The following is a 24,752-nucleotide window of genomic DNA, read 5'->3' as shown; positions in this document are numbered from 1 at the left end:
CAGAAGTGAAAGACGTTTGCCCGGCGATCAGGGCAAGGCAAGGTTAACACTTATGCACAGCGATAGTGAACTATCGCGAGCATTTGCAACGCAGTCATGGTCGCCGCGCAAGCGGAAGGCACTCTGTTTTCAGCTGTTACAGTCCACTAGGGCTTGGTGGTATTGCGTACATAATCCAGTTCTACCTTGTGTTCCAGTTTATCGTCCAGCAAGGTCAGTGATAAATTCGCGATGGCGGCACCATCTACGTATAGCTTGCTTTGTCCGTATGTGGCATCTTGCAGTCTGATATGGATGTTGTAAGTCGTGTTCAGGTAGTGGTAACACATGCTGAAGTCTTTCCAGTCCGCCGGTACACAGGGAGTGAACGACAGATGGTTACCTTCCCGTCTGATCCCCAGCAGCGATTCCATGATGAAGGTGTACATCCAGCCGGCAGAGCCGGTGTACCAGGTCCAGCCACCCCGGCCGATATGCGGCTCTGCTGCATACACGTCGGCAGCCACGACATAGGGTTCTACCTTGTAGCGCGCTATGGTATCCACAGAATTGCCATGGTTAATTGGATTGATGATTTGAAAAGCATCCCAGGCACGCTCTGCATCTCCCATTTTGGCGAAGGCCATGGCCGTCCAGATTGCAGCATGGGTGTATTGCCCACCATTCTCGCGCACGCCAGGCACATATCCACGGATATAGCCGGGATTTTGGCCCGACTGGTCAAAGGCCGGCTGCAGCAATTGTATGATCTGGTCCTGACGACGCACCAGGCGCTGATCAACTGCCTGCATGGCGTGCAATGCCCGTTGGGGATCCGCCGCTTCGGACAGCACCGCCCAGCTTTGCGATATCGAGTCGATCTGGCATTCCACATTGTGTGCCGAACCCAGGGTGCTGCCGTCATCGAAATAGGCACGCCGGTACCAGTCACCATCCCAGGCATGTTCATCAATGTTTTTAGAAAGTTTTTTGGCCTGGTCTTTGCACAGTGCGGCAAAATCATGATCTTGCTGCAGGCGTGCGATGTCGGCAAAGCGCGTCAGTACCTGATGCAGGAAAAACGCCAGCCAGACACTTTCACCTTTGCCCAGGTGACCTACCTTGTCCATGCCGTCGTTCCAGTCACATGAACCAATCAGGGGCAGACCGTGGCTACCAAAGCGCAGTCCGTGCTGTATCGCCTTCACACAATGCGAATACAGACTGGCAGATTGCCCGGACCGGATCGGCAAATCGTAATAGGAATCTTCATCCTGATTGACGGCGCGCGCTTCGATGTAGAAAATCTGTTCGTTCAAAATACCACGATCACCGCTGGCGGTCACGTAGCGTGCCACTGCCAGTGGCAGCCACAGATAATCATCCGAGCAGTGGGTGCGTACTCCACGGTCTGAAGGTGGATGCCACCAGTGCTGTACATCACCCTCACTGAACTGATGGGCAGCGGACAGCAGTAATTGGTCCCTGGCCAGTTTTTGCTGCGTATGTACCAGCGCCATGCTGTCTTGCAACTGGTCACGGAAGCCAAATGCGCCACCTGACTGGTAATAGCCGCTACGTGCCCACAGACGGCAGGCAATGGTCTGGTACAGTAGCCAGCCATTGGCGAGCATGTTCAGGCCCTGGTCTGGCGTATTGACCTGCACTGTACCCAGCGTTTCGCGCCAGTACTGATGCACCTTGGCCAAAGCTTGCTCTGCGGCCACGATGCCGCGACGCTCGAGTATCAGTGGCGTGATATTCGTTTGCGAGGCATTGGCCATGCCCAGCATGAAGACCATGACTTTTTCTTGCCCGGCGCTTAGTTCAAAAGCAAGCTGCAAAGCCCCACAGGGATCAAGTCCGGCGCCTGTTTTACCGGACAGGCGTATTCTTTCCAGTGCCGCTGGCTGTTGCAGATGACCGTTTCGTCCTATGAATTCATTGCGGTCACCGGTATAACTACGGTTATTGCTGTCGATATCAAAAAAGGCGGTACGCCCCTGAAATTCGGTATTGTAGGGATTGCGTGCAACCAGGCAACCGCTGGCCGGGTCGATGCCTGTGACAATATGCATGACTGATTTGGGACGAAGATCGCCCATTACCCATTCTACATAGCCCGTGGCAGACAGATTCCTTTGTTCTTCCGAAAGATTCTGCACCCGCAGGATGCTGTATTTGATAGCACAATCAAGCGCAACAAAGACCGTCAGTTCTGTCCGCACAGCATCTTCCTCATGGGTGAAAATACTGTAACCAAAACCGTGGCGTGTCGTGTAATCGCCGCTGCCGCGACAAGGCAAGGCGGTGGGCGACCAGATAGCGCCGGTATCTTCGTCGCGCAGGTAGAAGGCTTCACCACTGCTGTCACAGACTGGGTCATTATTCCACGGTGTAAGACGAAATTCATGGGCATTTTCGGCCCAGGTATATGCCTGACCGCTTTCGGAGATGACGCTGCCAAAATGCGGGTTGGCCAGTATATTGACCCAGGGCGCTGGTGTAGTCCGGACTGCACTGGTAGTGATCACATATTCCCGGCCATCTTTAGAAAAACCACCGAGACCATTGTCTGCAATTAATTGCTCCTTCGCCGGACTCTGGACTGGCGCGGTTCGACTAATGTCATACGACGCAGATCTGGTTGGCACCAGCTTGGGAACCCTTACTTCCAGCAAATCACGGCGGTTCAACTGTTCTGCCAGTGTACCCCGGTTATCACTGAGGATGACGCGGGCAACGGATTGAAACAGGATCTTGTCTTCGTTGGAAATCTGTTCCACCAGACGCACAAAAATGCCGCCCGGTCTTTCTATGGCATGGGTACCGGTGACAGAAGAGATCAGGCCGATAATCTGATCCTGCAATGCCTGTCTGTAGTTGGCGTGATCTTCGTTCCAGATCACCAGATCCACCGCCAGCCCTTTTGCACGCCAATAGGCATGCGCCTGCACCAGTTGCCGCACCAGTTCTATATTGTCCTGGTGGTTGATTTGCAGCAGTACAATGGGCAGATCGCCCGAGATGGCATAACTCCACAAGCCCGACTGGCCGCGGTGGTTGCGTATCAATACGCTGGCCTCTGCACGTAACAGCGGGTTGACATAAATGACTGAATTGGCCAGCCTGCCATACAGTTGTGCATCGGTTTCGGTGGCATTCAATTGCCGCAAGACCACCTGGCTATGAGTCCACGACAGTTCTATCACACGGTCAGCCAGATGCTGATCCTGGTATTTTTCTATTAATGCCAGGCAGAGATCACGGTTTTCGGCAATGCCGGTGACCACATCAATGGTGACGATCTGTTCTGCTTCCAGGGTAATCTGGCAGCGGATGGCAACTACCGGATCCAGTACCGAACCTTGACTGCCTGATAGCCTGCCAATCCGCATTGCATCCGGTTTTTCCAGCGTGTTGCCACGACCTATAAATTTTGCACGATCGGTTTCATACGACAGTTTGTCCATTCCTGCTCCATGCAGCGCTATCAGATGGAACATGCTGGGCACTTTTTCATCAACCGAGCGCGGGCGGCGGGCACATACAATCGCATGCTGAGCCGGCAAAATCCTGGTTTCCACAAACAGTTTGCTGAACGCCGGGTGCATGGCATCTGCTGCGGCTGGTGCCAGTACCACTTCTGCATAGGTAGTGAAGTCTATGGTACGGCGACTGCGTGAACGGTTGGTAATGCGAGTGCGACGCAATTCGATGTCATCTTCCGGTGATACGACAATTTCGGTATGCATATCGAGATTGTTGTCACTGCGACGGAACTCAGCACGACCTTCGGAAAAAATAACTTCATAATTGGGTGATGCCACCAGGCACGGCTGAAAGGCAGTAGACCAGTAGCGTCCGCTTTCCACGTCTCTTACGTAGCAGAATGTGCCCCAGTGATCACGCGTGCTGTCTTCTGCCCAGCGGGTGACGGCAAGGTCATTCCAGCGGCTGTAGCTGCCGCCGGTATTACTGATCATCACGTGGTAGCGGCCATTCGATAAAAGCTGTACTTCGGGTGTTCTGGTATTGACGTGATGGAGTATTCGCAAAGGCATTTCCTGACCATTATGGCCAGTGCGAATGTCGGCCAGTTCCGTCGTATTCGAATACGTGGCAGTGGCTTTGGGCACTCTTTCGTGCAACAGCGACATGGTTGCCTGGAAAAAAGGATCTGACTCAAAGCGTTTTTGCATAGGACGGTCTAGCAGCAGATAAGCCAGCGACAAGAATCCCATACCCTGATGATGGGCCATGAAAGAACGGATTACCGTGTATGCCTGACCGCGTGGCAGACGTGAAGGCGTGTAATCTATCGCTTCAAAGAAACCGAATTTTCCTTCAAAACCCTGGGCCGACAACTGTTGCAGATTATTGCAGGCCTGTTCGGGCACCACCATCAGTGCCATCATTGATGCATAGGGGGCGATCACCAGATCATCACCAAGGCCGCGTTTGAAGCCCAGCCCGGGCACACCGAATGCGCGATACTGATAATTTAATTGTGCATCGAAAGTGTTATAACCCGATTCAGAAATACCCCAGGGAACATTGCGTTGCTCGCCATATTCTATCTGCCGTTGCACGACTGACCGATAGGTCTGGTCCAGCAGTGTATTCTGAAAATTAGGCATGACCAGCAGTGGCATCAGGTACTCAAACATCGAACCGCTCCAAGACAGCAGGATGGGTTCGCCGCCCGCGATGGTCAACTGTCTTCCCAGTGCAAACCAGCTTTCCTGTGGAATCTGGCCTTGAGCGATGGCGACAAATGTAGCCAGCCTGGCTTCTGATGCCAGCAGATCATAGCAACCTGCATCGCGCCGTCTTTCATGTACGTTGTAACCTATGGTCAGCAAGTGTGTGGTGGCGTCATACAGGAAGTCATACTCCATCCTGGCAAATTCACCTGTCTGTAGTATTAACTGCTGGATTTGCAGAATACGTGTGGCTGCACGCTGACTTGCTTCGCCAACCAACATGGCCAGGTTGCTATTTGCGTGTTCCATCTGTGTGCATTGATCGACGGCAAGACTGTCAGCTTCTAACGGTGATAGTGAATCGACCAGTTTTGCCAGTGTTTGCAAGCTGGGGATGACATCCAGTTCAGGATAGGCCTGCATCCATTTGGCAGGGTCCGGCAAGCTGACCCAGGGGGCCAGAAAGATAATTTCATCCAGTTGCGCGTGACATTGTCTGCTTAATGCAGATGCCCATATATGGACCGGAGCATCGCTGGCCAGATTCAAATGGCTGAAATACACGTCAGCATGGTAGGTCAATCTGCGCAGGCAGTCATGGATGACAGTCATGGAATGGGTCGAAGTCAGACACAGGATATCGATATCTATTGCAAATCCGCTTAGTTGATCTGGTATTTCACCGTTGAGTTCCTGTTTCAAAATCTGGAATGTGTCGCACAAACCGCAAAAAATATTGGCTTGACAGATGGGGGCATCGATCAGATCACGCAGCCCGGGTCGCAAGGTCAGCAAATGACCTGCAAGATTGCCGCTATCCACCGTGGAGATATACAGTGGCTGTAGCGGGCTCAAGGTTTTCGTGTCATACCAGTTATAAAAATGTCCCTGGAAGCGCTCCAGTTTGGCCAGACTGCCAAAGGTATTTTGCGTGCGCTGCAGCAACTGACCAACTGGTATATAGGCAAAATCATAGGCAACCAGGTTGGCCAGCAAAGACAATCCCATATTCGTTGGCGAGGTGCGGTGTGCAGTGACGGCAACAGGTTGAAATTGCACATTGTCGGGTGGCAGCCAGTTGTCTTCTGCGTCAACATATGTTTCAAAGAACAACCAGGTCTTGCGTGACAGCGCATGCAGAAAAGTGGTTTGCGACGGTGACAGATGCGCATCACTTCTGGTCTGGACGCGACTGATGCGATAAGCCAACAGCGGCGATCCTGTCCAAAGTAGCAGAAACGGCAAGGCGGCTGCCAGAGCGGCACTTCTTTCCCACATCAACCCGCCTAATATCAGCAGGGAGAGGGCAGGTGCCACCCACATGCGACGTATGTAACTCCATATATTGTTTTCGTTCTGGTGGTTGCTGATGATGGAAGGACGCCATTCCAGCAAACGGCGGCGACTAACCATGATCCGCCATTGCGTGCGGACAATCGCGTCGGCATTGTTCCATGCTTCAAAAGGCAGAAAGGCAAGATTTAGAAATGCCTGGATAAAATCCTGTCTGGTTGAGCGCACCAGGGAGAGCAAATGCTGGCGGAAGAAGGCGTCTTCCGGTTGTTGAAACAGATTCAGAAAAAAAGCACTAAGCGATGGTAATAACAGGAAACCGATCATTGCGGTATTCCACAGCCATGCATGGCTGATGGCACTCCAGCCTATGATGAGAAATGCGGTCAGTGCAATCGGCACCAAACTACGTCTCAAATTATCCAGCAGCTTCCAGCGTGAAAGTATGGATAGTGTATTGGTATGCCGCACTTTCCCCATGCCAGGAACTTTGGGCAGCAGCCATGAGGCGATCTGCCAGTCACCGCGTATCCAGCGATGCCTGCGCCTGGCATCGGCGAGATAAGACGATGGATATTCTTCATACAGTTGTACATCGCTTAGCAAACCGGCACGGGCATAACAGCCCTCCAGTAAATCATGGCTCAGAATACGATTTTCGGGCATGCGGTCTTTCAGCGCATGTTCAAAGATATCAATGTCGTAAATGCCTTTCCCTATAAAAGAACCTTCTTCGAACACATCCTGATATACATCGGAGACACTGCGTGTGTACGGATCGATACCTGCTTCACCGCTGCATAATAATTCATAGAAAGAGGCATCTTTTTCTGGCAGGCTGACCGCCACACGTGGTTGCAAAATGCCGTAACCTTCGACGACTCTTTTTTTAACTTCATCGTAGCTGGCGCGGTTCAGGGGATGTGCCATGGCAGCCGCGAATTTTCGGGCTGTATCGCGCGGCAATTCAGTATCGGTGTCCAGGGTGATGACATACTTCATGTGTTCCAGACCGATCGTGCTGCCAATGATGCAGGTAAAGGCCTGATCGCTGCCACCGCGCAGATAACCATTCAAGGCACCCAGTTTCCCACGTTTTCTCTCATATGCCATCCAGATTTTTTCTTGTGGATTCCATACTCTGGGCCTGTGCATGGCCAGAAAATGGTCACCGTTCGGGCGTGGATATTTGCGGTTCAATTCCGCTATATTCTGGCTTAGACGATCGATCAGGGTGGCATCTCCAGGCAGATGCTCCTGATCGGCATCCGTGAAGTCTGTCAGCAGGCAAAAACGCAGATTGGCATCGCTGTTGGCCAAAAAGCGTATTTCCATGGCATCACATAAATTGTCAATGCTCTGCGGGTCAATCAGCAGCGATGGCACAACCACCAGGGTACTGAATTCGACTGGTATCCCTTTTGAGAAATCCATGCGAGGCAAGGGCCGGGGCAAGGCAATCAGCGTCACTATCCAGTTCACCATACTCAGAGCGAACTGGCTGCTCGCCAGCAGGCTGACCAGGGTGAAGGCCACTAATATGTAGACGTTGGTCGCATACTGTCTGGCCAGGCCAAATAGCAGGCCTGCGGTCAGTAAACTTAGAATGGTGATGCTGCCTATGTAGATACTGAATGCAGATTTTCGCCCGGCATGTTGTATCAGTTCTGGCAAGGGCAAGTGGATGGCAGCAGAACGTTCCAGCTCTGCCACCCCTTTGCCAATCAGGAAGTAACCCACATGGGCACTGCGGTCAGCATGTCCTTTTTTAACTGCGTGTTCATGCGCATAACGGACGGCATTGCTGGCAATTTCTGATTCTGACAGGGTGCTGCGCTTGGCAATTTTTTCGACCGCATGCCGGTATAGATCACGAGTAGCGAAATCCATCTTGCCATAGATACCGGCTGGATCATCACGCAGGCAGCGATCGACGACACTCATGTTTTCTACAAATTCGCGCCAGTCCATCGCAGTAAGAAACCGCAGACTGCCTATGCTGTTACTGATGGATATCTGGTCTGCAGCCTGTTGTTGCGATTCCTGATGCACCAGCTGCTCTATGGTCTGCCCGGTTTCTGCCAGACGCTGTGACAGCCAGTTCAAGGGAAGGGACAGTGCAGGCCCCTGGCCTTGCAGACGTCTGACCATCTCGGCGACAAATGCGCTTTCCAAAGGTGGATGTGAACGCGACATGTCCGCCACCAGTAATATCAGGTTGCTGGGATCATTGTCGGCGGTTTCTGTCATTCTGCTTGCCCATGATGCGGCCAGATCTCGACTTTTGTGTGCATTGGTCAGACGCATGGCTACCCGGCGCAGATTTTCTATTAGTGCCAGGCGCAGCATGATGGGAATTGCCCATAGTTCCCCCAGCTTCATGACAGAAACCAATTGGTAGGCACTGATGAAGCGACTCAGGTTTTCCGGATCAACCCGACCATCACCATGTGAGATTGTTTCCAGTGCAATGTCATAAACACGTGGTCTGCCTGCTGCACTGCCGCGCAGCAGGCGTGGCAGTTCTTTGCTGTAATTTTTGGGAAGGTGACGTTTGGCTGTACGTATCTGTTCTTCGATCAGATAAAAATTGTCGAGCAACCACGCTGCTGCTGGTGTCACCTGCTGGCCATTCTTGACGGCTTCAGTCAGCAGGGTGCAGGTATTCGTAATGATGAGTTGATTGTCAGCCAGTCGTGACAGCAACTGATCTCTGCCGAATACTGAACTCAGTTTATGACTGTTGGCCAGTATGCGGCCATGTTGTTCCATTTGTAGGGCGCTGTACAGATCTGCACGCAAGGGTAATTCTGCCGCACCGGCAGTATTGTAAGAACCTAGTCGAATTTGCCCATTTTTCCAACTATTTTTCAAATAATGCAGGCTGGCGGAAAACATTTTTTGTGCTGATTTCAAGGCGCTCACTTCTTTCTGTTGTGCAGAAAATTCAGCCATACAGACGATGTCCGTTTTGTATGCGATATGCCTGTTCTTCCTGCTTGTTTGACATTGCAGACAGCCTGGATAAGAGAGCGAATCGAAGCCGCTCATGCTGTGTATGTGCGTCATCCGGATGCTATAGGTGGTGTCCGTTTATGTCAGTGCGCTACCGAACATTGCATGGCAGGAATGACACCATTCAGGAATGTGCGTCAGCGCACAGACCGGAGCATGGAGCAGGCCTATAACGATAACCTACAAGCACAGAACATCTGATTGTTACGTTGTAGTTAAGCCGATATTTAATGGAGAAAATGATGAATAAAAATTTCAAATACTGCATAGCTAGTGCATTCGCGATGACCGTATTGCTGGGTTGCAGCAGCATGAAGACACCTGCTACAGCAGAGGTGGCAGTTTCCAAAGAAGCGGTCGATAACGCAGCCGTGGCAGGGGGCGCTGAATTTGCACCTGCCGAGATGAATTCTGCACGTGAAAAACTGGCACTGGCAAACAAGGCCATGCAGGACAAAGACTACAAACTGGCGAGCGATCTTGCCGCTCAGGCACAGGCTGACGCCAAGCTGGCACAAGGCAAGGCAAATTCTGCCAAGGCCGAAAAGGCAGCGAATGCCTTGCAGGACGATATCCGTATCTTGCGGGAAGAGCTGAATCGCGCCAATAGCAATAAGTAATAAGCAGTTTGGCGAACAGTCTGACTACGCAAAACCACTATCGCAGTCTTTATTACCAATTACTCGGGAAACTATCATGAAGAAAATATTCTTGCCAGCGGCATTGCTGACCACTCTTGTACTCGCTGCCTGTAGCAGCATGCCAAAAACCACCAGCTTGCTGGAGCAGACTCGTATGGAGTATCAGGCAGCACAAAATAATCCGAATGTAAGCACCCTGGCACCATTGGAAATGAGCCAGGCAACTGTGGCGATGAATGACGCGAATACCGCCGCAAAGAATGATGAAAATTCGGAAAAAATCGATCGCCTGGCTTACCTGGCAAAACAGAAAATAGGACTGGCACAGGAACTGACCAAACAAAAAATGGCAGAAGCCAGCGCCGCTGCGGCAGCACAGACACGTGACCAGATACGTCTGGATCAACGAACCAGTGAAGCTAACCAGGCAAAACTTCAGGCAGATCAGGCAAAAGCACAGGCTGAGCAAGCCAGGTTGGCCGCACAAATCGCCCAGGCCGAGGCAAGTGAGGCACAAAAACGCATCATGGATGAACAGGCCAAAGCCAATGAGATACAAAACCGCAATGCAGCGCTGGAAGCACAGTTGGCAGAGTTGAAGGCTAAGACCACAGAGCGCGGCATCATCATCACCCTGGGTGACGTACTGTTTGGTATTGATCAGGCCAAATTGACGCCGGATGGCATGCGCACAACACAAAAACTGGCCGATGTCTTGCAAAGCAATATGCAAAGAACAGTACTGGTAGAAGGTTATACCGATAACACCGGTTCGAAGGCACATAACCAGGATTTGTCTGAACGACGCGCCGCTGCTGTGCGCAGTGCACTGGTATTGATGGGCGTGGCACGTGACCGTATTGCCATACGTGGTTATGGTGAGTCTTATCCTGCAGCAGAAAATGACACGGCACAAAATCGTCAGTTGAATCGCCGCGTTGAAATTGTCCTCTCGGACGCCAGCGGCAAGACAATTCCGCGCTAATAATTCTGCTCTAGCAATTCCGCGCCTTGTTGCATTTCCGGTATGCAGTTGCAACAAGGCCTTAATTTCATAATAGTCCGTAAGGAGGAATGATGACTAATTTTCGCCAAACCAAATATATCCTGCCTGCTATTTCTGTAAGCCTGTTATTGACGCTGATGGCGTGTAATAAAGGTGCCGATACCAATGGACCCAACGCCGCAACCACCATAGGCGTTGAAATTGACGACTCGGTGATTACTGCAAAGGTCAAAGCGGCCTTGTTGGCAGATGACACGGTTAAAAGTATGGATGTAAAAATAGGCACCCGCAAAGGTGAAGTGTTGCTGAGCGGGTTTGCAGACAACCGGGCTCAGATCGATCGCAGCGTGGTTGTGGCAATGACGGTCGAGGGAGTCAAAAAAGTCGACAACAAAATGAGTCTGAAAGAAGGTGTGCAGACTGTCGGCAACAAGATCGATGACAGTGTCATTACTGCTGGCGTCAAAGCTGCCTTGTTGGGCGATGCCCAGATGAAAAGTCTGGATGTATCGGTTGTCACTCGCAAGGGTGAGGTGCAGCTCAGCGGTTTTGTCGATAGTGATACCCAGTCTCAGCGTGCCTTGGATATTGCCAAAGGCGTGTCAGGCGTGACAGGTGTTGTCAATAATCTGGCGATCAAAAAATAAGAACGGCTGCCCGGCGCAATATGGCCGGGCAACGCCAGATAACTTGATAATCCATATGGACAGGATCAAAAATGATTAAGAAAAATGCGATGACGCCGGAACAGGAAAAGAAAATCCAGCCGCCACCAGTCCCGAATCCGCAGCACAAAGAAAAAAAAGAGAATGCCCTCGATGAAGCCCTGGATGAAAGTTTCCCTGCCAGTGATCCAGTAGCGGTGTCGATTACACCACCGCCCAAGAAAACCTGAGGTCATCCGTTTTTTTGTTTTCGGCATGCCGTTATGTCATCGAATGTGCCATCTGGCCTGGCATATTCCTTCAGTACTATAGCCAATATTCAAAGCGTCTTGCCAGCCATTCCTTCAATTTTGTAGTCACTGGTCGTTGCTGCCATTGCTCCATCTGTATTTCACGTGACAGTCGCAAGTCTTCATTGAATGCATTTTCCATCGACAGCGCAAATTCCGTATCAATGACAACGACATTGATTTCCTTGTTGTGCAAAAAACTGCGGGTATCGATATTGGTTGAGCCTACCGTTGACCATACCTGGTCAATAACGGCAGTTTTTGCATGCAGGACGGCAATCTGTAATTCATAAATCTTGATTCCAGCTTCTAGCATCTCGCTATAAAAGGATTGTCCCGCATGGAAGACCAGGCCGCTATCGGTGACGCCGGGCATAATAATTTTGACATCCACACCGCGCTTTGCTGCAGCGATCAATGCCTTCAGGATCTGGGCATCAGGAACGAAGTAGGCCGAAGTAATATGAATGGAGGTGCTGGCTTCCTGTATGGCCAGCATATATGCTTTGTAAATTGCCGGGTTGCCCTCAGGCTCGCTGGCCAGTACCCTTACCATCTTGTTGCCGCGGTTTTGCAAGGGGGGGAAATAGGATTTCTCGGGCAAAGGTGCATCGCCTGCATTGGTCCAGGTATCCAGGAATACCCACTGCAATGCAGCCACTGCCGGGCCTTCTATCTTGATATGGGTATCACGCCATCCTACCGCAGCCTGGTTTTTATTTTTTGAACGAAACAGAGAACTATTGGCATAACTGGCACTGATATTGACACCGCCTGTGAACGCCACTTCACCATCGACAATCAGGATTTTCCTGTGATCACGCCGGTTCGGTCTCCAGGGGCCGTTCAATTTGGTGGGATTGACGGGATTAAACGCCAGCATTTGTATACCTGCAGCCTGCATTTTATCGAAGAAGCTTTGTGGTGTGCCTATCGTACCCACGCTGTCATAGATGATGCTGACCTGTATGCCGGCTTGTTGCTGCGCTATCAGCAGGTCAGAAAATGCGGTTCCCAATTCATCCTGGTCAAAGATATAAGTTTCCAGATGAATATGGCTTTTTGCCTTTTTGATGGCTTCCATCATGGCAGCCATGGTTTGCGGGCCGTCGAACAGCAGCGTGACCTGATTGCCTGAGATCAGCGGACTGCCGGTGACTGCCTCTTCCAGCACGGCCTGGGCCGCCTGATCCGGGCTGAAATTCTTCCAGCGCTGGCGCATCAAGGCAACGGTTTTTTTGTCGCTTAATATGCCTTTTGCATTTTTTACTGTAGGGGCTGTTTTATTACTGCCAGCAGAATCAATAGCAGACGCATCCAGGTAATTAATTTCTGGCAATGTAGCGCAGGCGTTCAACAATAGCACCACTGCCAGTGGCGCAGCCAAGCGGATAGCCGTAGTTTGATGCGCCATGCCGTCTCCTCCTTCATAAAAGGAACAGGCACCTGTACCTGCGGCGCCTGTATATAGTCAAATGTGTCTTCGGTAGTGGAACTTCTTTCTGCCTGTCATATTTTTGTGTATGCGAAACGTATTTCGCCTTCATGGATCATTCTATACAAAAATGAGTTTCCACTCTTATCATCACGTATGTCAAGAAGGCCACATCAGTATATTTGGCCGCGTGTGACCGCTAGTGACCGCATGTGACGGAGAGGACATCAACGTGTCTTGATACCGGATTTGCTATACGCTGCGGCCATATCCTGTTGCAAGGTTTCTTTGGCTGCACGCAGACATGGGCCTACATCCTTTTTGTCCATGTGCTTGCAGGCGATCGAAGATTCCTGATATACGGCTTCGGCTTCTTTTTTCAGTGTCTTGAAATAGGCCGTGGGCGTCATTTCTTCCTGGTACCAGCGCGCAGGGTCGCCTTGCTGTGTCACGGCGTCATTCGGTTCGGCAGCGTGTGCCGAGCTAACCAGTATTGCAGTACTGAGCAGTGCCATCAAGGTCAGTACGCGTAATGCATTGATTTTTGTATTCGTTTCCATACTAGCTCCGTTATGTAAAAAAAATTAAAGCATCAAGTTATATCCGGCCTGTCAACAGCAGGACGATCAGTACGATGACGATAAGGCTGGTGGCACCGCTGGGACCATAACCCCATGATTTGCTATGTGGCCAGGCAGGAAACAGGCCGATCAGTACCAGTATCAGTACGACAAGAAGGATAGTGCTCATCAAGGTCTCCTTATTGACCACAAATAGTGATCAATAAAATTAAAAACTGCAATTAGTCATACTGAAAAGATGCGCTGTGCTTGTCCTGCCCACTAATTATTTGTCCTTCAATTGTGCTTTGAAGTAATGAAATGAATTTACAAACGCATCCCTGATTTTCTCGGTGCCATTGATCATGTCTTCCCAGGTTTCTTCGCTAGCCACTTTGATTTCGGCCAATTTGTCTTGAACCTGCTGCGATTGCCTGTGCAGTTTGATCATCTCTTCTGCATAGTGCGCCTGCGCTGCTGCCTTGGTATTCGCGACCTTGGTTTCTATTTCTGCCAGGTTGACATTCAATTCGTCAAGCTGGGTCTTGATGCTGGCTATGTAGGCTTCTCGTTTGGCTTTCATGATGGTTCACCTTCCTGTTGATTTCAGTCTTTCTTGATCTTTCTTGATACTAGACTGGGTTTACCTGTACATCTGGTCTGGATGGTTTTACATACGTGCATATTCACCGTGCTGCGTCTTCCACGCCAATGCACGATATTCGCCATTCGCGCTGCTGGTAGATTGCGGTGAATGACTGTGTTTTGTTTCCAGATCGCGCTCAAATTGTTGTAAGCGGACGTCGGAAATGCCCCAACCCAGCAATGCACCTATCAAGCCACCCAAAATGACTCCGAATACCGCACCTGTGGCAGCGGCCTCCAATGGTTGTGTGATGAGCAGATTGATTCCGGGTATGACAAAAGGGGATATCAATACAGCCAGCGTCGCGTTGATCATGCCCAGAGTACCACCTACTGCCATGCCCATGGAACTGCCTGTCGACATATTTGATGTCAGTTCACTTTCCAATGCCCAGGAGGCAGATGAATGGTTATTACCTGTTTTCAGCTTCATCGCGGCATTTTTTTTGATATCACCGCGTCTGGTGGCAGGACGATTGTGCAATGGATGTGATTTCATCAAATCATCAGACGTGTGATCGGCAGACTGCAGAGTTTCAATGCTTGTGGTCATGATCATTCCTCCGTTGGAGGGCGCCAGTCTGGCGTCCCTCTGTGCGACAACTTATTTTTTGATGATATCTTTGATGGCTTCTTGCGCATCACCTGAAGTTTTTTCAATTTTTCCTTCGACCTGCTTCAATTGGCCTTTTATTTCCTGTTCTTTGCTGCCTATCAATTTACCGGTGTTTTCTTGCACTTTACCGGCGATGTCTTTGGCTACGCCCTTGATTTGATCTTTGTTCATGAGATTTCCCCAGGTTGAGATGCTGCTGCGTATTCTCTGCGAGAAATGAATGGCAGCTGTTGAAAAATTAGTGCTGTAGCATGTAGTAAGACAGTTAAACAGATTCCTTTAAGCGCTTTGCAATCAGGCAGAAAAGAATCTCTGTTCGTCTTTCACATGTCACCTCACATGTACCAAGCTTATTGTTTTTCAATAGACGGTTCTGTGCGTTGCCGTACAAAACAATATTGACAGGGATTAAGTAAAACGATCCATTCCACGTTCGAATGCCTTACCGTACTAGAGGGTGCCGTCATATACCGTCTTCGCCACGGATTTCTTGCCGGAACAGTGTTGCGTGAGTTTCGGAAGTCCTGTTTGAAAAATTGTTTTTAAAGATTTTTAGAAATAAATAAATTTATGTTCGATACCGTACAGAAGTGAACCATGCCCCCATAGCACAATTTGGTATCGGACTTCTCCGACGCGATATTCATATCCGGTAATTGATGTTCGCTGGATATTCACTCTAAAGAGGAAAAAAATGAACAAAAAATTAGCTATGTTAATCGTGTGTTCGGCAGCATTCTCCAGTGCAGCCTGGTCTGCTACGTCAGAAAAATCTGCCACTTATACAGCAGCGAAAGATTCTGCCGCGACAGAATACAAACTCGCCAAAGCCAAGTGTGATGCCATTACCGGCAATCCTAAGGATGTGTGTATTGCAGAGGCCAAAGCTGCACGCGTACATACAGAGGCAAATGCCAAGGCAGAATACAAGAATACGCTGGCTGCGCGCACCAGCGCCGCCAAGGATATTGCCGATGCCGATTACGATGTAGCAAAAACCAAGTGCGGCAGCCTGACCGGCAACGACAAAGATGTATGCGTCAAACAAGCGAATGCAGACAAGATCGCTGCGGTTGCCAATGCCAAGGCCGATAAAAAAGTAGTTGAAGCACGTGTAGATGCCAACGACGACAAACGCAATGCTGAATACAAGGTTGCCATTGAGAAATGCGATGCCTTGGCTGGCGCAGGAAAAGACAATTGTGTTACAGCAGCAAAAACCAAATTCGGTAAGTAATTTTGATCTGAAGGACGGGTGGCCCCTGTCCCTCATTCTTTGTTGTTTTTTTATTTCCCCTCAATCATCCTGAAAGCTAAAAATGAAAATCACTCAACGCATCATCACATTGATATTCTCCGCTTCCTTGCTGGCTATCGCCGGTTGTGCTGCAACTCCTACTCGTGAGGGTACCGGTGAATATATCGATGACTCCGTTATCACCACCAAAGTCAAAGCTGAAATACTGAATGAACCTACTCTGAAATCAGCCGAGATCAATGTCGAAACCTTCAAGGGTACGGTGCAGCTCAGCGGCTTCGTCACTTCTAGCGCCAACATCGAAAAAGCGGTCAGTATTACCCGCAATGTCAAAGGTGTTCGTGCTGTCAAGAACGACATGCGCCTGAAATAAGCCATGAAAAAGATCCCGCTATGTCATAAGTAATAGGGGATTTTTTTGAGACAGAAAAGCAGCCATATGGCTGCTTTTCTGTTTTTTATTTACTCAGTTCAATTGTTACACTCAGATCACTCACTGTGCTTCAATTGCGATTTTGGATGCACTGACAATACTATCCAGCTCAGGTACTTGATGGTATTTTTTAAAGCGAACAGATCAGTCGCTGGCAGCATTTTTCGTAACACGAGCGCGCATGAATTAAATCTGTCATTACCTTAGATCGCATGGAATTACGTGGCATAGCGCACATACTTTTTTTCTGATAGCGTTTATTCTGTCCGGGATGGCATTTTATTTGCAGGTCTGAAATGCAGATGTCAGGTACGTCGCGTGATGAACAATATGCTACGCGTTGACAGATAGTGTGCAACTGGAGACGGAATAATGATGGATTTGAGATCTTCTTTTTTCATACTGAAATTGAGCAGCCTTACAGTACATCGGATAAAGCATTTTTTTCTGGAAAATAATCGGAAAAAAATTGATTGGGCCGCGTGTGATATTGCCTTCTAAAAATCATTTACTGGCCAGATTACCTTTAGCGGATCAAAAGGCATTGGCAAAAAAAATGCATACACATGCATTTGTGGTGGGTACCGTGTTGTACCGTCATGACGAAAAAATGGATACTGTCTATTTTCCGAATGACTGTCTGCTATCTTTGATGGCAGAGGTCAAAGAAGAACAGGTACTGGAAATAGCTTTGTTAGGACGGGAAGGGATGCTGGGTTATTCCGGGCTGGCAAACCATCAGCATTCTGGCTTGCGGGTGATCGTGCAGCAGTCAGGCAGTGCAGATTGTATCAGTGCAACCGAATTCGGACAGGTGCGGGAACATAGCAAGGCAGTACAGGAAATGTGTTTTTCTTATGGCGAAATGCTATACGCCGAAGCCAGTCAAATTGCGGTTTGCAGTCATTTTCATTTGCTGGAGGCGCGCCTCGCCAGGTCCTTATTAACCATGCGTGAACGGTTGCAGTCAGATCACTTTTTTATCACTCACGAATACCTGGCGCTGGCATTGGGGGTGCGGCGGGTTGGCGTGACCAAGGCAGCCAGTGTTTTGCAAAAGCGTGAACTGATTTCATACAGCCGTGGCAAGGTCAGTGTGCTAGATGCAGTTGGTTTGCAGGCGGTCTCCTGCGCTTGTTTTCAACGCATTATCGGACATGCCACTTCCAAATCTTTTACGCAAGGCCGGCGGTGACAGGGGCCTGTACAGGCGCTGTTGCCAGGTAAGATATTGCAGCAGTATCAGTGATCACGCGAAGAACAATGTGCAGTAACTAGAACTCATCCTTTTGATGAAATGAGTTATGAGTTCAACTTGTCTTTTGACATAAACCGGAGCTTGACGCATGAGATCGGATAACGAAATACAGCTGGATATCCTGTCAGGACTGGCATGGGAAACCAGCCTCACTGTTGCCGATTTTGACGTTGCCGTGAAAGACGGTGTGGTCACCCTCAGCGGCAAGGTAGCCAGTTTTGCCGAAAAGCGCTGTGCAGAGCTGGCGGTCATGCGTGTTTTCGATGTGGTCGCCTTGCATACGGCAGTGGAAGTACACCTGCCGATTGCTGATGCAAGAACGGATAAAGATATTGGACTGGCGCTGACACAATTGATACAGCTTACAGATTATCTTGATGAGGAAAAGATCAGTTTCATTGTCGAAAATGGTAACGTGACTGTCAGCGGTGAACTGGAATGGGAATTCCAGCAGAATGCATTGATGCATGGAGTAGCCGGTTTGACTGGTGTGCGTGGCTTGTGCAGTCAGCTAACAATCCAGCCCTGAAACCTACTCATTAAATGGGGGGCCAGAGCTGTTTTTTTTGAGTAGTCAGGGCTTTGTGGTTTTGCTAGCTATTCTCAGCGACTGTTAGCGATCAACTCCCGCAACTGGTCGTGAACACGGCTGATCACGGCATTCCAGTCACCGTGTTCAGCTTGCCTGAACAGGCGTATGGTTGGATACCATGGCGTATCTTCACGATGGCGCATCCAGCGCCAGTCGCTACCAATTCTTGGCAGCAACACCCAGCATGGCTTGCCAAGCGCACCGGCGATATGGGCGACAGCGGTATCGACACAAATCACCAGGTCCAGTTGATTGACGATGGCTGCTGTATCAGCAAAATCTTTGATATCCGTGCCCAGTGGCAGAATAGGCTGGTCGGCTGCCGGCTGCAGCGCTTCCGTTTCACCCTGGCCTTTTTGCAGACTGACAAAGCTGATATGCGACAACTGCCACAGGGGGGTCAGCGTTGCCAGACCCGGCAATGAGCGGTTCATGTCATTTTTATGCCCCTCGCTGCCTTTCCATACCAGGCCGACCTTGAAACCGGCATCCGGTATACGGCTTTGCCATTGCGCTGCCCTTTCAGGCAAGACCTTCAGATAAGGGAAGTTGGAAGGGATGCTCTCCAGTGTGGTTTTGAAATGAAAGGGCAGGCTGAGTGCAAAACACCAGTAATCATGTGCCGGCAAGGTATCACCATCGTTGAGGATGCGGTCTACGCCTTCGGCGGTTTCCAGTAATGCCTTTAGTGGCAGCTTGCAGAAGACGCTGATTTTGGCAGCGCCGCCTTGTTTCAACAATTTAACGTAACGGATAAACTGGATGTAATCACCGAAACCCTGCTCAGGCCAAATCACCAGCGATTTTCCGTGCAGTGATTCGCCCTTCCATTGAGGAAATGGAACATCCGGTTTCATGGTATTGGATTGTTGGGTGCGATTATCGTAACGATATTCGTGATAGGGCCAGGCTTCTGCATAATGGCCTTTGGCCAGTAACAACAGACCAAGATTGAATGTGGCATTGGTCATGTCAGGATTGAACTTCAGCGCCTGTTGATAACTTTCCTGCGCTTGATCCAGTTGTTCGCAGTCTTTCAATGCCATGCCAAGGTTGTTGTAGGCTTCCGCCATATCCGGTTTAAGCGCCAGCGCATGGCGGCAACTGGCTACGGCTTCGTCGAGCTGGCCAAGGGCGTGTAAGGCGTTACCCAGATTGTTATAGGCTGCAGCCAGTTCGGGGTTGATTGCCAGTGCCTGGCGGCAATGCTTGACTGCTTCATCGAGCTGCCCAATATCCCTGTAGACGATTGCCAGGTTGTTGAGTGTATCCGGTGAATCTGGCGCAATAGCCAGTGCCTGACGATAGCTGGCAATGGCGTCATTGTGTTGCCCCAGTTTATGCTGGACGTTACCAAGGTTATACAGTGCATCAGCAAAATTGGGTTGGATTCTTAAGGCTTGCCGACAGCTTTTCAATGCTGCATCGAATTCCCTGATTTCATGTGAGGCCGCACCGATATTATTGTGTATGTGTGCAAGATCCGGGTTCATTGCCAGTACCTTTTTCCAACTGGCAATAGCTTTTTCTGGCTGGTTTTGGGCGATGAAACTCAATGCCAGGTTTTCATGGGCTTCGATATTCTGATGGTGGATCGAAATCGAACGCTCAAAACTGTCTATTGCTTCGGCAAATTTTGCCTGGCTATGCAGTGCAGTACCCAGGCATAGATAAGCATGCGGCAAATCTGGATTGAGGGCGATGGCCTGTCTCAGCGTGACAATAGCCTGGTCCAGATCATTCATCTTGAACAGAGCATGGCCAAGATTGGTCAGGATGTCAGCATTGTCTGGCTGTATGCGCAGCGCATTTTTAAAATTTTCTGCAGCCGCAGCAAACTGATTGCTTTCATAGTTGATGTTTCCCAGATAATAGTGCAGTTCAAGAGACTGCGGGCTGATGACAAGTGCCTTGATGATGACCTGCCTGGCTTCTTCCATCTGGCCAGTCTGGAATAACAGGAAACATAGTTCCCGGTAGGCGAGTTCAAAATCCGGTGTCAGTTCAATCACCTTCTCATAGCTGGCTTTGGCCAACTCCGCTTTTCCTTGCGCTTGATACAGGCTACCCAAAAAATAATGGGCGTCAGAGATGGATGGGTCCAGACTCAGTGCCTTTTGCAGATGCGGTTCTGCTTCTTCCATGCGGCCTTGCTCTTTAATCACAAAGCCCAGATTACCATGGGCCTTTGCCAGGCCAGGATCAAGTGTAATCGCCTGACGATAGCTGGCCTCGGCCTCAGCAAGCTTGCCCTCGGCAAGATAAAGATCACCTTGCTTTTTGTGCTCGGGCGCGTTTTTTTCTGGCATCGCTGAAGGCTGGCTGACAGGTCTTTGTACCGGCAATGGCGCCGGTTCAGAAGCTGCTTTCTTGCCGGAAAAAAGTTGTTTGATCTTGTTGAGCATCGTCTTTGTCTATCTATGCAAGATTAAAGTTTGGTGAGGTTGGGGTGTCTTTGTTGCGGTATGTTATTTTCCGCTTTCCCACTATCCTGGATAAGGGACTCAAGCACTTTGATGAACAGTATAACCTGCGTTTTTGCTGTTTTGCTTTCTGGAAAGCTGGTAAGATTGTATTTGATGCGGGAAACAGGACGCATGCGGCTCAGATCAGCAAATCAGCATTCATGCTTGTGTGACTGGTGGGGTCGGTTGGGTAGCGCGGTAGGGGGCAGGAAATATATTCTGGCCTCCTGGCGTTGTCAGGAGCTATTCTGGTCATGGCGACACCTGCGGGTGTCGCCACTGAGCTTGCAGGATTTATTTCGCTCCGTCGTTCTTCATCGCTTCCAGCTTGTCGTAACCGACAGCGGCAGACGCCGCCTTGATTGCAGCCATATCGACATTCTGGCCACGGGTTTCGACGATGAAGCGGCCCGCTACCAGCAAGCTGTATTCACCGGACGAGCCATCTTTTTGAAATCTTTCATGGGTGGGACGACCATTGATCTTCCCCATTTTTTCGTAACCGCCATCGGTTTCCTTATCCTGTTCCATCATGCCCCAGGCAAACATGGCACCGAACATTTTGCTGCCGCCGGTATCGGTGACTGTCACCTGAATCTGACGGTTATTGTCATCGGTATAGCGCGCATCGGCTTTGGAAATCTTGAATTCGCCCATGGCCGATTTTTCACCTTCCAGGCTGCTGCGCTTCAGGCCGCCGACGGCGTCAGGAAGTAGTGCTTTCAACTTATCCTTGTCCACCACTTCAGCCTGGCTGCCAGCACCCATGACGGTACCCAGGGCTTCTGCTGCTGCTTTTGCTTCAGCTTGTGGGTCGCCAGATTTTTTTGCGGCTTCCATCTTCTTGTTGGCCTCTTCCATTTGCTTGCCCATTTTTTCCAATTCGCCCAAAGCACCTTTGGCTTCTTCGGATTTCATCGAGTGCATTGCTCCTGCGCCGAACAGCGAGGCACCGCCTACCGCACCAACCACGGTAGATATCACCACCATCAGGACAATGGAACAGATCACCGATACGGCGGTATAAGCAGCCGCTTTTTCTTTGGGTGCTTTCATCAACACAGGCAAACCGAGGTACAAGACATAAAAGCTGTAGAGCGCGGCGATGATACCCAGCATGCCCAGCGAAGGAATGATGTTCAGTATTCCCGCCACCCAGGCCGGTGTAAATGCATAGGCGGTGACCTTCAACGCCTGCATGGGATTTTTTTCACCACCGAAATTCGGCGCAAGCGCGTTGATGATGAGTGAGATCAGATAAGTAGCGACCAAGCCCAGCACAAAACCCAATACCAGCGTCGTAATGCCGAGCAGGATAGGTGTACGTACGGTGCCGACAAAAGGCAGGCTCATACCGATGAAAGTCATGCCGATGAAACTGGCTACAGCGGGGATGGCAGATAGTGGGGCGATATAGTGTTGATAGAGACTCGCCGTAGTGGTGTTTTCTTCCGCAATGACTGGCCATTCTGTTTGTGGGGTCAGCGTGATGTTTTTCGCACGTTCAATCAGGTTCATGGATTTTCCTTCAATAAGTAGGGTAAGGCGCAAGTACTTGTAACGGAAAACAATAAAGCGAAAGGGATGCTACTTAGCTTTTGACTAACTGGCAAAGTTTATTACAGATTTTTGCAAGTTAGTCATTAAATCAGAGTATTTTGTGGCAGTTATCAGTATTTAGACGTGAAATGCCGGTAATAAATCATCGATAATGCCAAAGTGATAGCATTTATTTGCTGCGATTCAGCCGTTTTACGCATGAATTTTTCTCGATTTATGTTGGATACTGCTCAGATATCAATCTGTCCCAAGCGAGGGAAAAATCGTATGCCGGTTTTGCTTACCAGTTCCTGATAGCTGATGGGTTTGCTGGCTCGGGCGGTGTCTGAATTTTCTATCCAGTGAGCCCAGGCACGTCCTGCAATCGGGTCATACACAAGTTTGAACAGGTATTTTGGCACCCAAACCTTGTTCGGCCCCACTGTGGCCGGGCGGGCGTCATACACCGGGCCGGTGATGACATAGACATCGCCCTGCGCACGTGCAATGTACTGGCGTGTCCCTTTTTCTATGGATGCCCATGTCTTGCGATTATTGACCGGTGCCTGCGGCACCATATTCGCCAGCGAGAAGCTTTGCGCCATGGCTGCTGTGCCAGCCATATCTCCGGCTGGTGCCATGTGGCCGCGATCAAAGCCTGAGCCTTTGTAGTCGTCCAGTTCTGCACGGTCCGCGCGCGGCAGGCGGGCATCGGCAAAAAAATGGTTCGTTCTTTCATTGTCTTTGGCCAGCTTGATGGTCTGGCGATTCAATTTTTCAGCGACGTAGACGGGGGTGCGGCTTTTGCCGGAATGCAGCACGGCAAATGAAGAAGAACACAGTGCGCGGGTGCGCCATTCTGATTGACGTGGCAGGTCGGGGATTTGCCCTTGGGCAAAAAAATGACGGCATTCAGAAAATTCCGATGCCGCAGAAACGTGAATGCCAATAAGGGATACAGCAAGACCAACAATGACTTGTTTGAGCATGGGTAAATATAAAGTGTAAGAAAAAAGACAGAGCAATGTCGCCGTCAGGCGCGTGTCATGACGGTTTTAGTGCGTGGGTTGAAGCAAATGAGGAATGGGGGAGTGAAGCTGCTGATGAAACAGACGCTAAGCTGGGTATGAAACAGATGAAGACCTTAATAATGCAAAAGGGGCTGCATTCTACACGGCATTTCCCTCAAGCAAGGCAGTTCATTTCTTTGACATGAAGCTGAATGGCATATTGGCAAGTGGTATTGTTGTGACGGTAACAAATTGAAACGTCTTTTTTTAAAGAAACATGGCATATTGTTATTGATTGCCATGCAAGTTATGTCGGCGTTCACGTGCGCCTTATTTGTATTTAATTTGTATTTAATTTGTACTTATTCTTGCAGCAAATCTTCACCCTCTTTTAGAAGTGTCATGTCTGCTCAGCTTTTCCTTACGGTCGTAAAAAACAAAGTTATCACTCTGGATAAACGCTGGTTAGTGCTGTGCCTTTTGCTTATGGTCAGCCTGATTTATTGGCTGGATGAATATACCGGGCAACTGACTTTTTTTGCGCCTTTCTATATTTTTCCGGTGGCGATGAGTGCCAGTTTGCTGTCACGCCGGTGGACTATTTTCTTTGTCAGTTTATGCAGTCTGGCGCGGGTACAGGTATTCAGTCAAAGCTTTCCCGTTGGTAGTTTTGCCTTGATGGTCTTTGATATTGCCCAGAGTTTTTTGCTGTTTTCTACTGTCGCAATACTGGCCATTGCCATCCAGAGAATAAGTCGGCGCCAGTCCAGGTATGCAGATTTCCTGGAAACTCATTTGCGGCATTTGCGTCGACAAAAACGCATCAAGGCCAGTATCAGGCGCGCCTTGCCAGAGGATGCAGATGAAATCGTCGAGGTTGCTGTCTGCGGTGCCAGGAGTGGTGGCCTGTCGGAAGAATTATCCAATACGGTGTTGCAAAAGACGCTGGCCAAGGCATTCAGGCAAGGCATTGTTGAGGGGCAAACGATCAGGGATGTCTGGATAGGTGGAAAGCAAAAAGTTTCCGTCGAATTCTGGGTATCCATCATCAACGGGCGGGTTGCCGGTTTTTTCATGCTGTATGGCCTGGACAGCATGAATGGATCAGAGCGCGAACTGCATGCCATGGTGGTGAAAGACGATTATCTGGGGCTGGGTATAGGCTCGGCCATGACGGACTTTTTCTGCATGCATTTTAAAAATCGCCGCTTGTTTGCGGCCTGCAAGCCAGATTCCAAAATGATGAAAATGCTGACCCGTAGAGGGTTTGCGTTTTTCTGCTCTACGGATAACGAATACATCATCATCGAGCGGCTTAATTAGTGCTTAATTAGCGTCGGCAATTT

Annotated in this window: 19 protein-coding genes; 9 read left to right on the top strand and 10 right to left on the bottom strand. The window is 49.8% G+C overall.

Features of this window, described 5'->3' with window-relative positions; translation table 11 throughout:
* Positions 1 to 146: 146 nt before the first annotated feature.
* Positions 147 to 8,933 (bottom strand): GH36-type glycosyl hydrolase domain-containing protein, encoded by an 8,787-nt coding sequence (locus ACO0LK_RS07200; protein WP_422973572.1) that lies wholly within the window; start codon positions 8,931 to 8,933, stop codon positions 147 to 149.
* A gap of 302 nt (positions 8,934 to 9,235) precedes the next feature.
* On the opposite strand from ACO0LK_RS07200, the gene ACO0LK_RS07195 reads away from it, so the two are divergent.
* From ACO0LK_RS07195 to ACO0LK_RS07180, 4 genes are all read left to right on the top strand, one after another.
* Entirely contained in the window at positions 9,236 to 9,613 is a 378-nt protein-coding gene (locus tag ACO0LK_RS07195; protein WP_422973570.1) for a DUF4398 domain-containing protein, read from the top strand.
* A gap of 76 nt (positions 9,614 to 9,689) precedes the next feature.
* Positions 9,690 to 10,619, top strand: a complete 930-nt coding sequence (locus tag ACO0LK_RS07190; protein WP_422973568.1) for an OmpA family protein — start codon at positions 9,690 to 9,692, stop codon at positions 10,617 to 10,619.
* Positions 10,620 to 10,711: 92 nt separating this feature from the next.
* Positions 10,712 to 11,287 carry a BON domain-containing protein gene (locus tag ACO0LK_RS07185; RefSeq protein ID WP_422973566.1) on the top strand — a complete coding sequence of 192 codons (576 nt, stop codon included), beginning with the start codon at positions 10,712 to 10,714 and terminating at the stop codon, positions 11,285 to 11,287.
* A gap of 71 nt (positions 11,288 to 11,358) precedes the next feature.
* Positions 11,359 to 11,535: a hypothetical protein gene (locus ACO0LK_RS07180; protein ID WP_422973564.1), complete on the top strand. Its 177-nt coding sequence runs from the start codon at positions 11,359 to 11,361 to the stop codon at positions 11,533 to 11,535.
* A 76-nt stretch (positions 11,536 to 11,611) separates the two neighbouring features.
* Here ACO0LK_RS07180 and cls read toward each other — a convergent pair whose 3' ends face one another.
* The 6 genes from cls to ACO0LK_RS07150 form a co-directional block, all read right to left on the bottom strand.
* Positions 11,612 to 13,009 carry a cardiolipin synthase gene (gene cls, locus ACO0LK_RS07175; RefSeq protein WP_422973562.1) on the bottom strand — a complete coding sequence of 466 codons (1,398 nt, stop codon included), beginning with the start codon at positions 13,007 to 13,009 and terminating at the stop codon, positions 11,612 to 11,614.
* A 248-nt stretch (positions 13,010 to 13,257) separates the two neighbouring features.
* Entirely contained in the window at positions 13,258 to 13,590 is a 333-nt protein-coding gene (locus tag ACO0LK_RS07170; protein ID WP_422973560.1) for a hypothetical protein, read from the bottom strand.
* 37 nt (positions 13,591 to 13,627) lie between these two features.
* A complete protein-coding gene (locus tag ACO0LK_RS07165) occupies positions 13,628 to 13,780 on the bottom strand; it encodes a DUF3309 family protein (RefSeq protein WP_422973558.1) in 153 nt (50 codons plus the stop codon).
* A 96-nt stretch (positions 13,781 to 13,876) separates the two neighbouring features.
* Positions 13,877 to 14,173, bottom strand: a complete 297-nt coding sequence (locus tag ACO0LK_RS07160; protein WP_422973556.1) for a hypothetical protein — start codon at positions 14,171 to 14,173, stop codon at positions 13,877 to 13,879.
* Between the two features lie 87 nt (positions 14,174 to 14,260).
* A complete protein-coding gene (locus ACO0LK_RS07155; protein WP_422973554.1) occupies positions 14,261 to 14,788 on the bottom strand; it encodes a hypothetical protein in 528 nt (175 codons plus the stop codon).
* Positions 14,789 to 14,839: 51 nt separating this feature from the next.
* Complete coding sequence (locus tag ACO0LK_RS07150) at positions 14,840 to 15,022, bottom strand: CsbD family protein (protein WP_422973552.1); 183 nt, start codon at positions 15,020 to 15,022, stop codon at positions 14,840 to 14,842.
* A gap of 523 nt (positions 15,023 to 15,545) precedes the next feature.
* On the opposite strand from ACO0LK_RS07150, the gene ACO0LK_RS07145 reads away from it, so the two are divergent.
* The 4 genes from ACO0LK_RS07145 to ACO0LK_RS07130 all read left to right on the top strand — a co-directional run bounded on the left by ACO0LK_RS07145 (position 15,546) and on the right by ACO0LK_RS07130 (position 18,329).
* Positions 15,546 to 16,088 (top strand): hypothetical protein, encoded by a 543-nt coding sequence (locus ACO0LK_RS07145; RefSeq protein WP_422973550.1) that lies wholly within the window; start codon positions 15,546 to 15,548, stop codon positions 16,086 to 16,088.
* A gap of 82 nt (positions 16,089 to 16,170) precedes the next feature.
* Positions 16,171 to 16,482 (top strand): BON domain-containing protein, encoded by a 312-nt coding sequence (locus ACO0LK_RS07140; protein WP_422973548.1) that lies wholly within the window; start codon positions 16,171 to 16,173, stop codon positions 16,480 to 16,482.
* A gap of 616 nt (positions 16,483 to 17,098) precedes the next feature.
* Positions 17,099 to 17,737 (top strand): Crp/Fnr family transcriptional regulator, encoded by a 639-nt coding sequence (locus ACO0LK_RS07135; RefSeq protein WP_422973546.1) that lies wholly within the window; start codon positions 17,099 to 17,101, stop codon positions 17,735 to 17,737.
* Positions 17,738 to 17,888: 151 nt separating this feature from the next.
* Positions 17,889 to 18,329: a BON domain-containing protein gene (locus ACO0LK_RS07130; protein WP_422973544.1), complete on the top strand. Its 441-nt coding sequence runs from the start codon at positions 17,889 to 17,891 to the stop codon at positions 18,327 to 18,329.
* Positions 18,330 to 18,403: 74 nt separating this feature from the next.
* Here ACO0LK_RS07130 and ACO0LK_RS07125 read toward each other — a convergent pair whose 3' ends face one another.
* The 3 genes from ACO0LK_RS07125 to ACO0LK_RS07115 form a co-directional block, all read right to left on the bottom strand.
* Positions 18,404 to 20,797 carry a tetratricopeptide repeat protein gene (locus ACO0LK_RS07125; RefSeq protein ID WP_422973542.1) on the bottom strand — a complete coding sequence of 798 codons (2,394 nt, stop codon included), beginning with the start codon at positions 20,795 to 20,797 and terminating at the stop codon, positions 18,404 to 18,406.
* A 354-nt stretch (positions 20,798 to 21,151) separates the two neighbouring features.
* Positions 21,152 to 22,375, bottom strand: coding sequence for a Yip1 family protein (locus tag ACO0LK_RS07120; RefSeq protein ID WP_422973540.1), 1,224 nt, complete (start codon positions 22,373 to 22,375; stop codon positions 21,152 to 21,154).
* Between the two features lie 272 nt (positions 22,376 to 22,647).
* Positions 22,648 to 23,385, bottom strand: coding sequence for a DNA/RNA non-specific endonuclease (locus ACO0LK_RS07115; protein ID WP_422973538.1), 738 nt, complete (start codon positions 23,383 to 23,385; stop codon positions 22,648 to 22,650).
* Between the two features lie 423 nt (positions 23,386 to 23,808).
* Here ACO0LK_RS07115 and ACO0LK_RS07110 point away from each other — a divergent pair, with 423 nt between their 5' ends.
* A complete protein-coding gene (locus ACO0LK_RS07110) occupies positions 23,809 to 24,729 on the top strand; it encodes a GNAT family N-acetyltransferase (RefSeq protein ID WP_422973536.1) in 921 nt (306 codons plus the stop codon).
* The last annotated feature ends 23 nt before the right edge of the window (positions 24,730 to 24,752 follow it).

Source organism: Undibacterium sp. Ji49W, assembly GCF_049340205.1.
Taxonomy (GTDB): Bacteria; Pseudomonadota; Gammaproteobacteria; order Burkholderiales; family Burkholderiaceae_D; genus Undibacterium.
The sequence above is the reverse complement of the archived record's forward strand: the minus strand, read 5'-3'. Positions and strand labels throughout refer to the sequence as shown.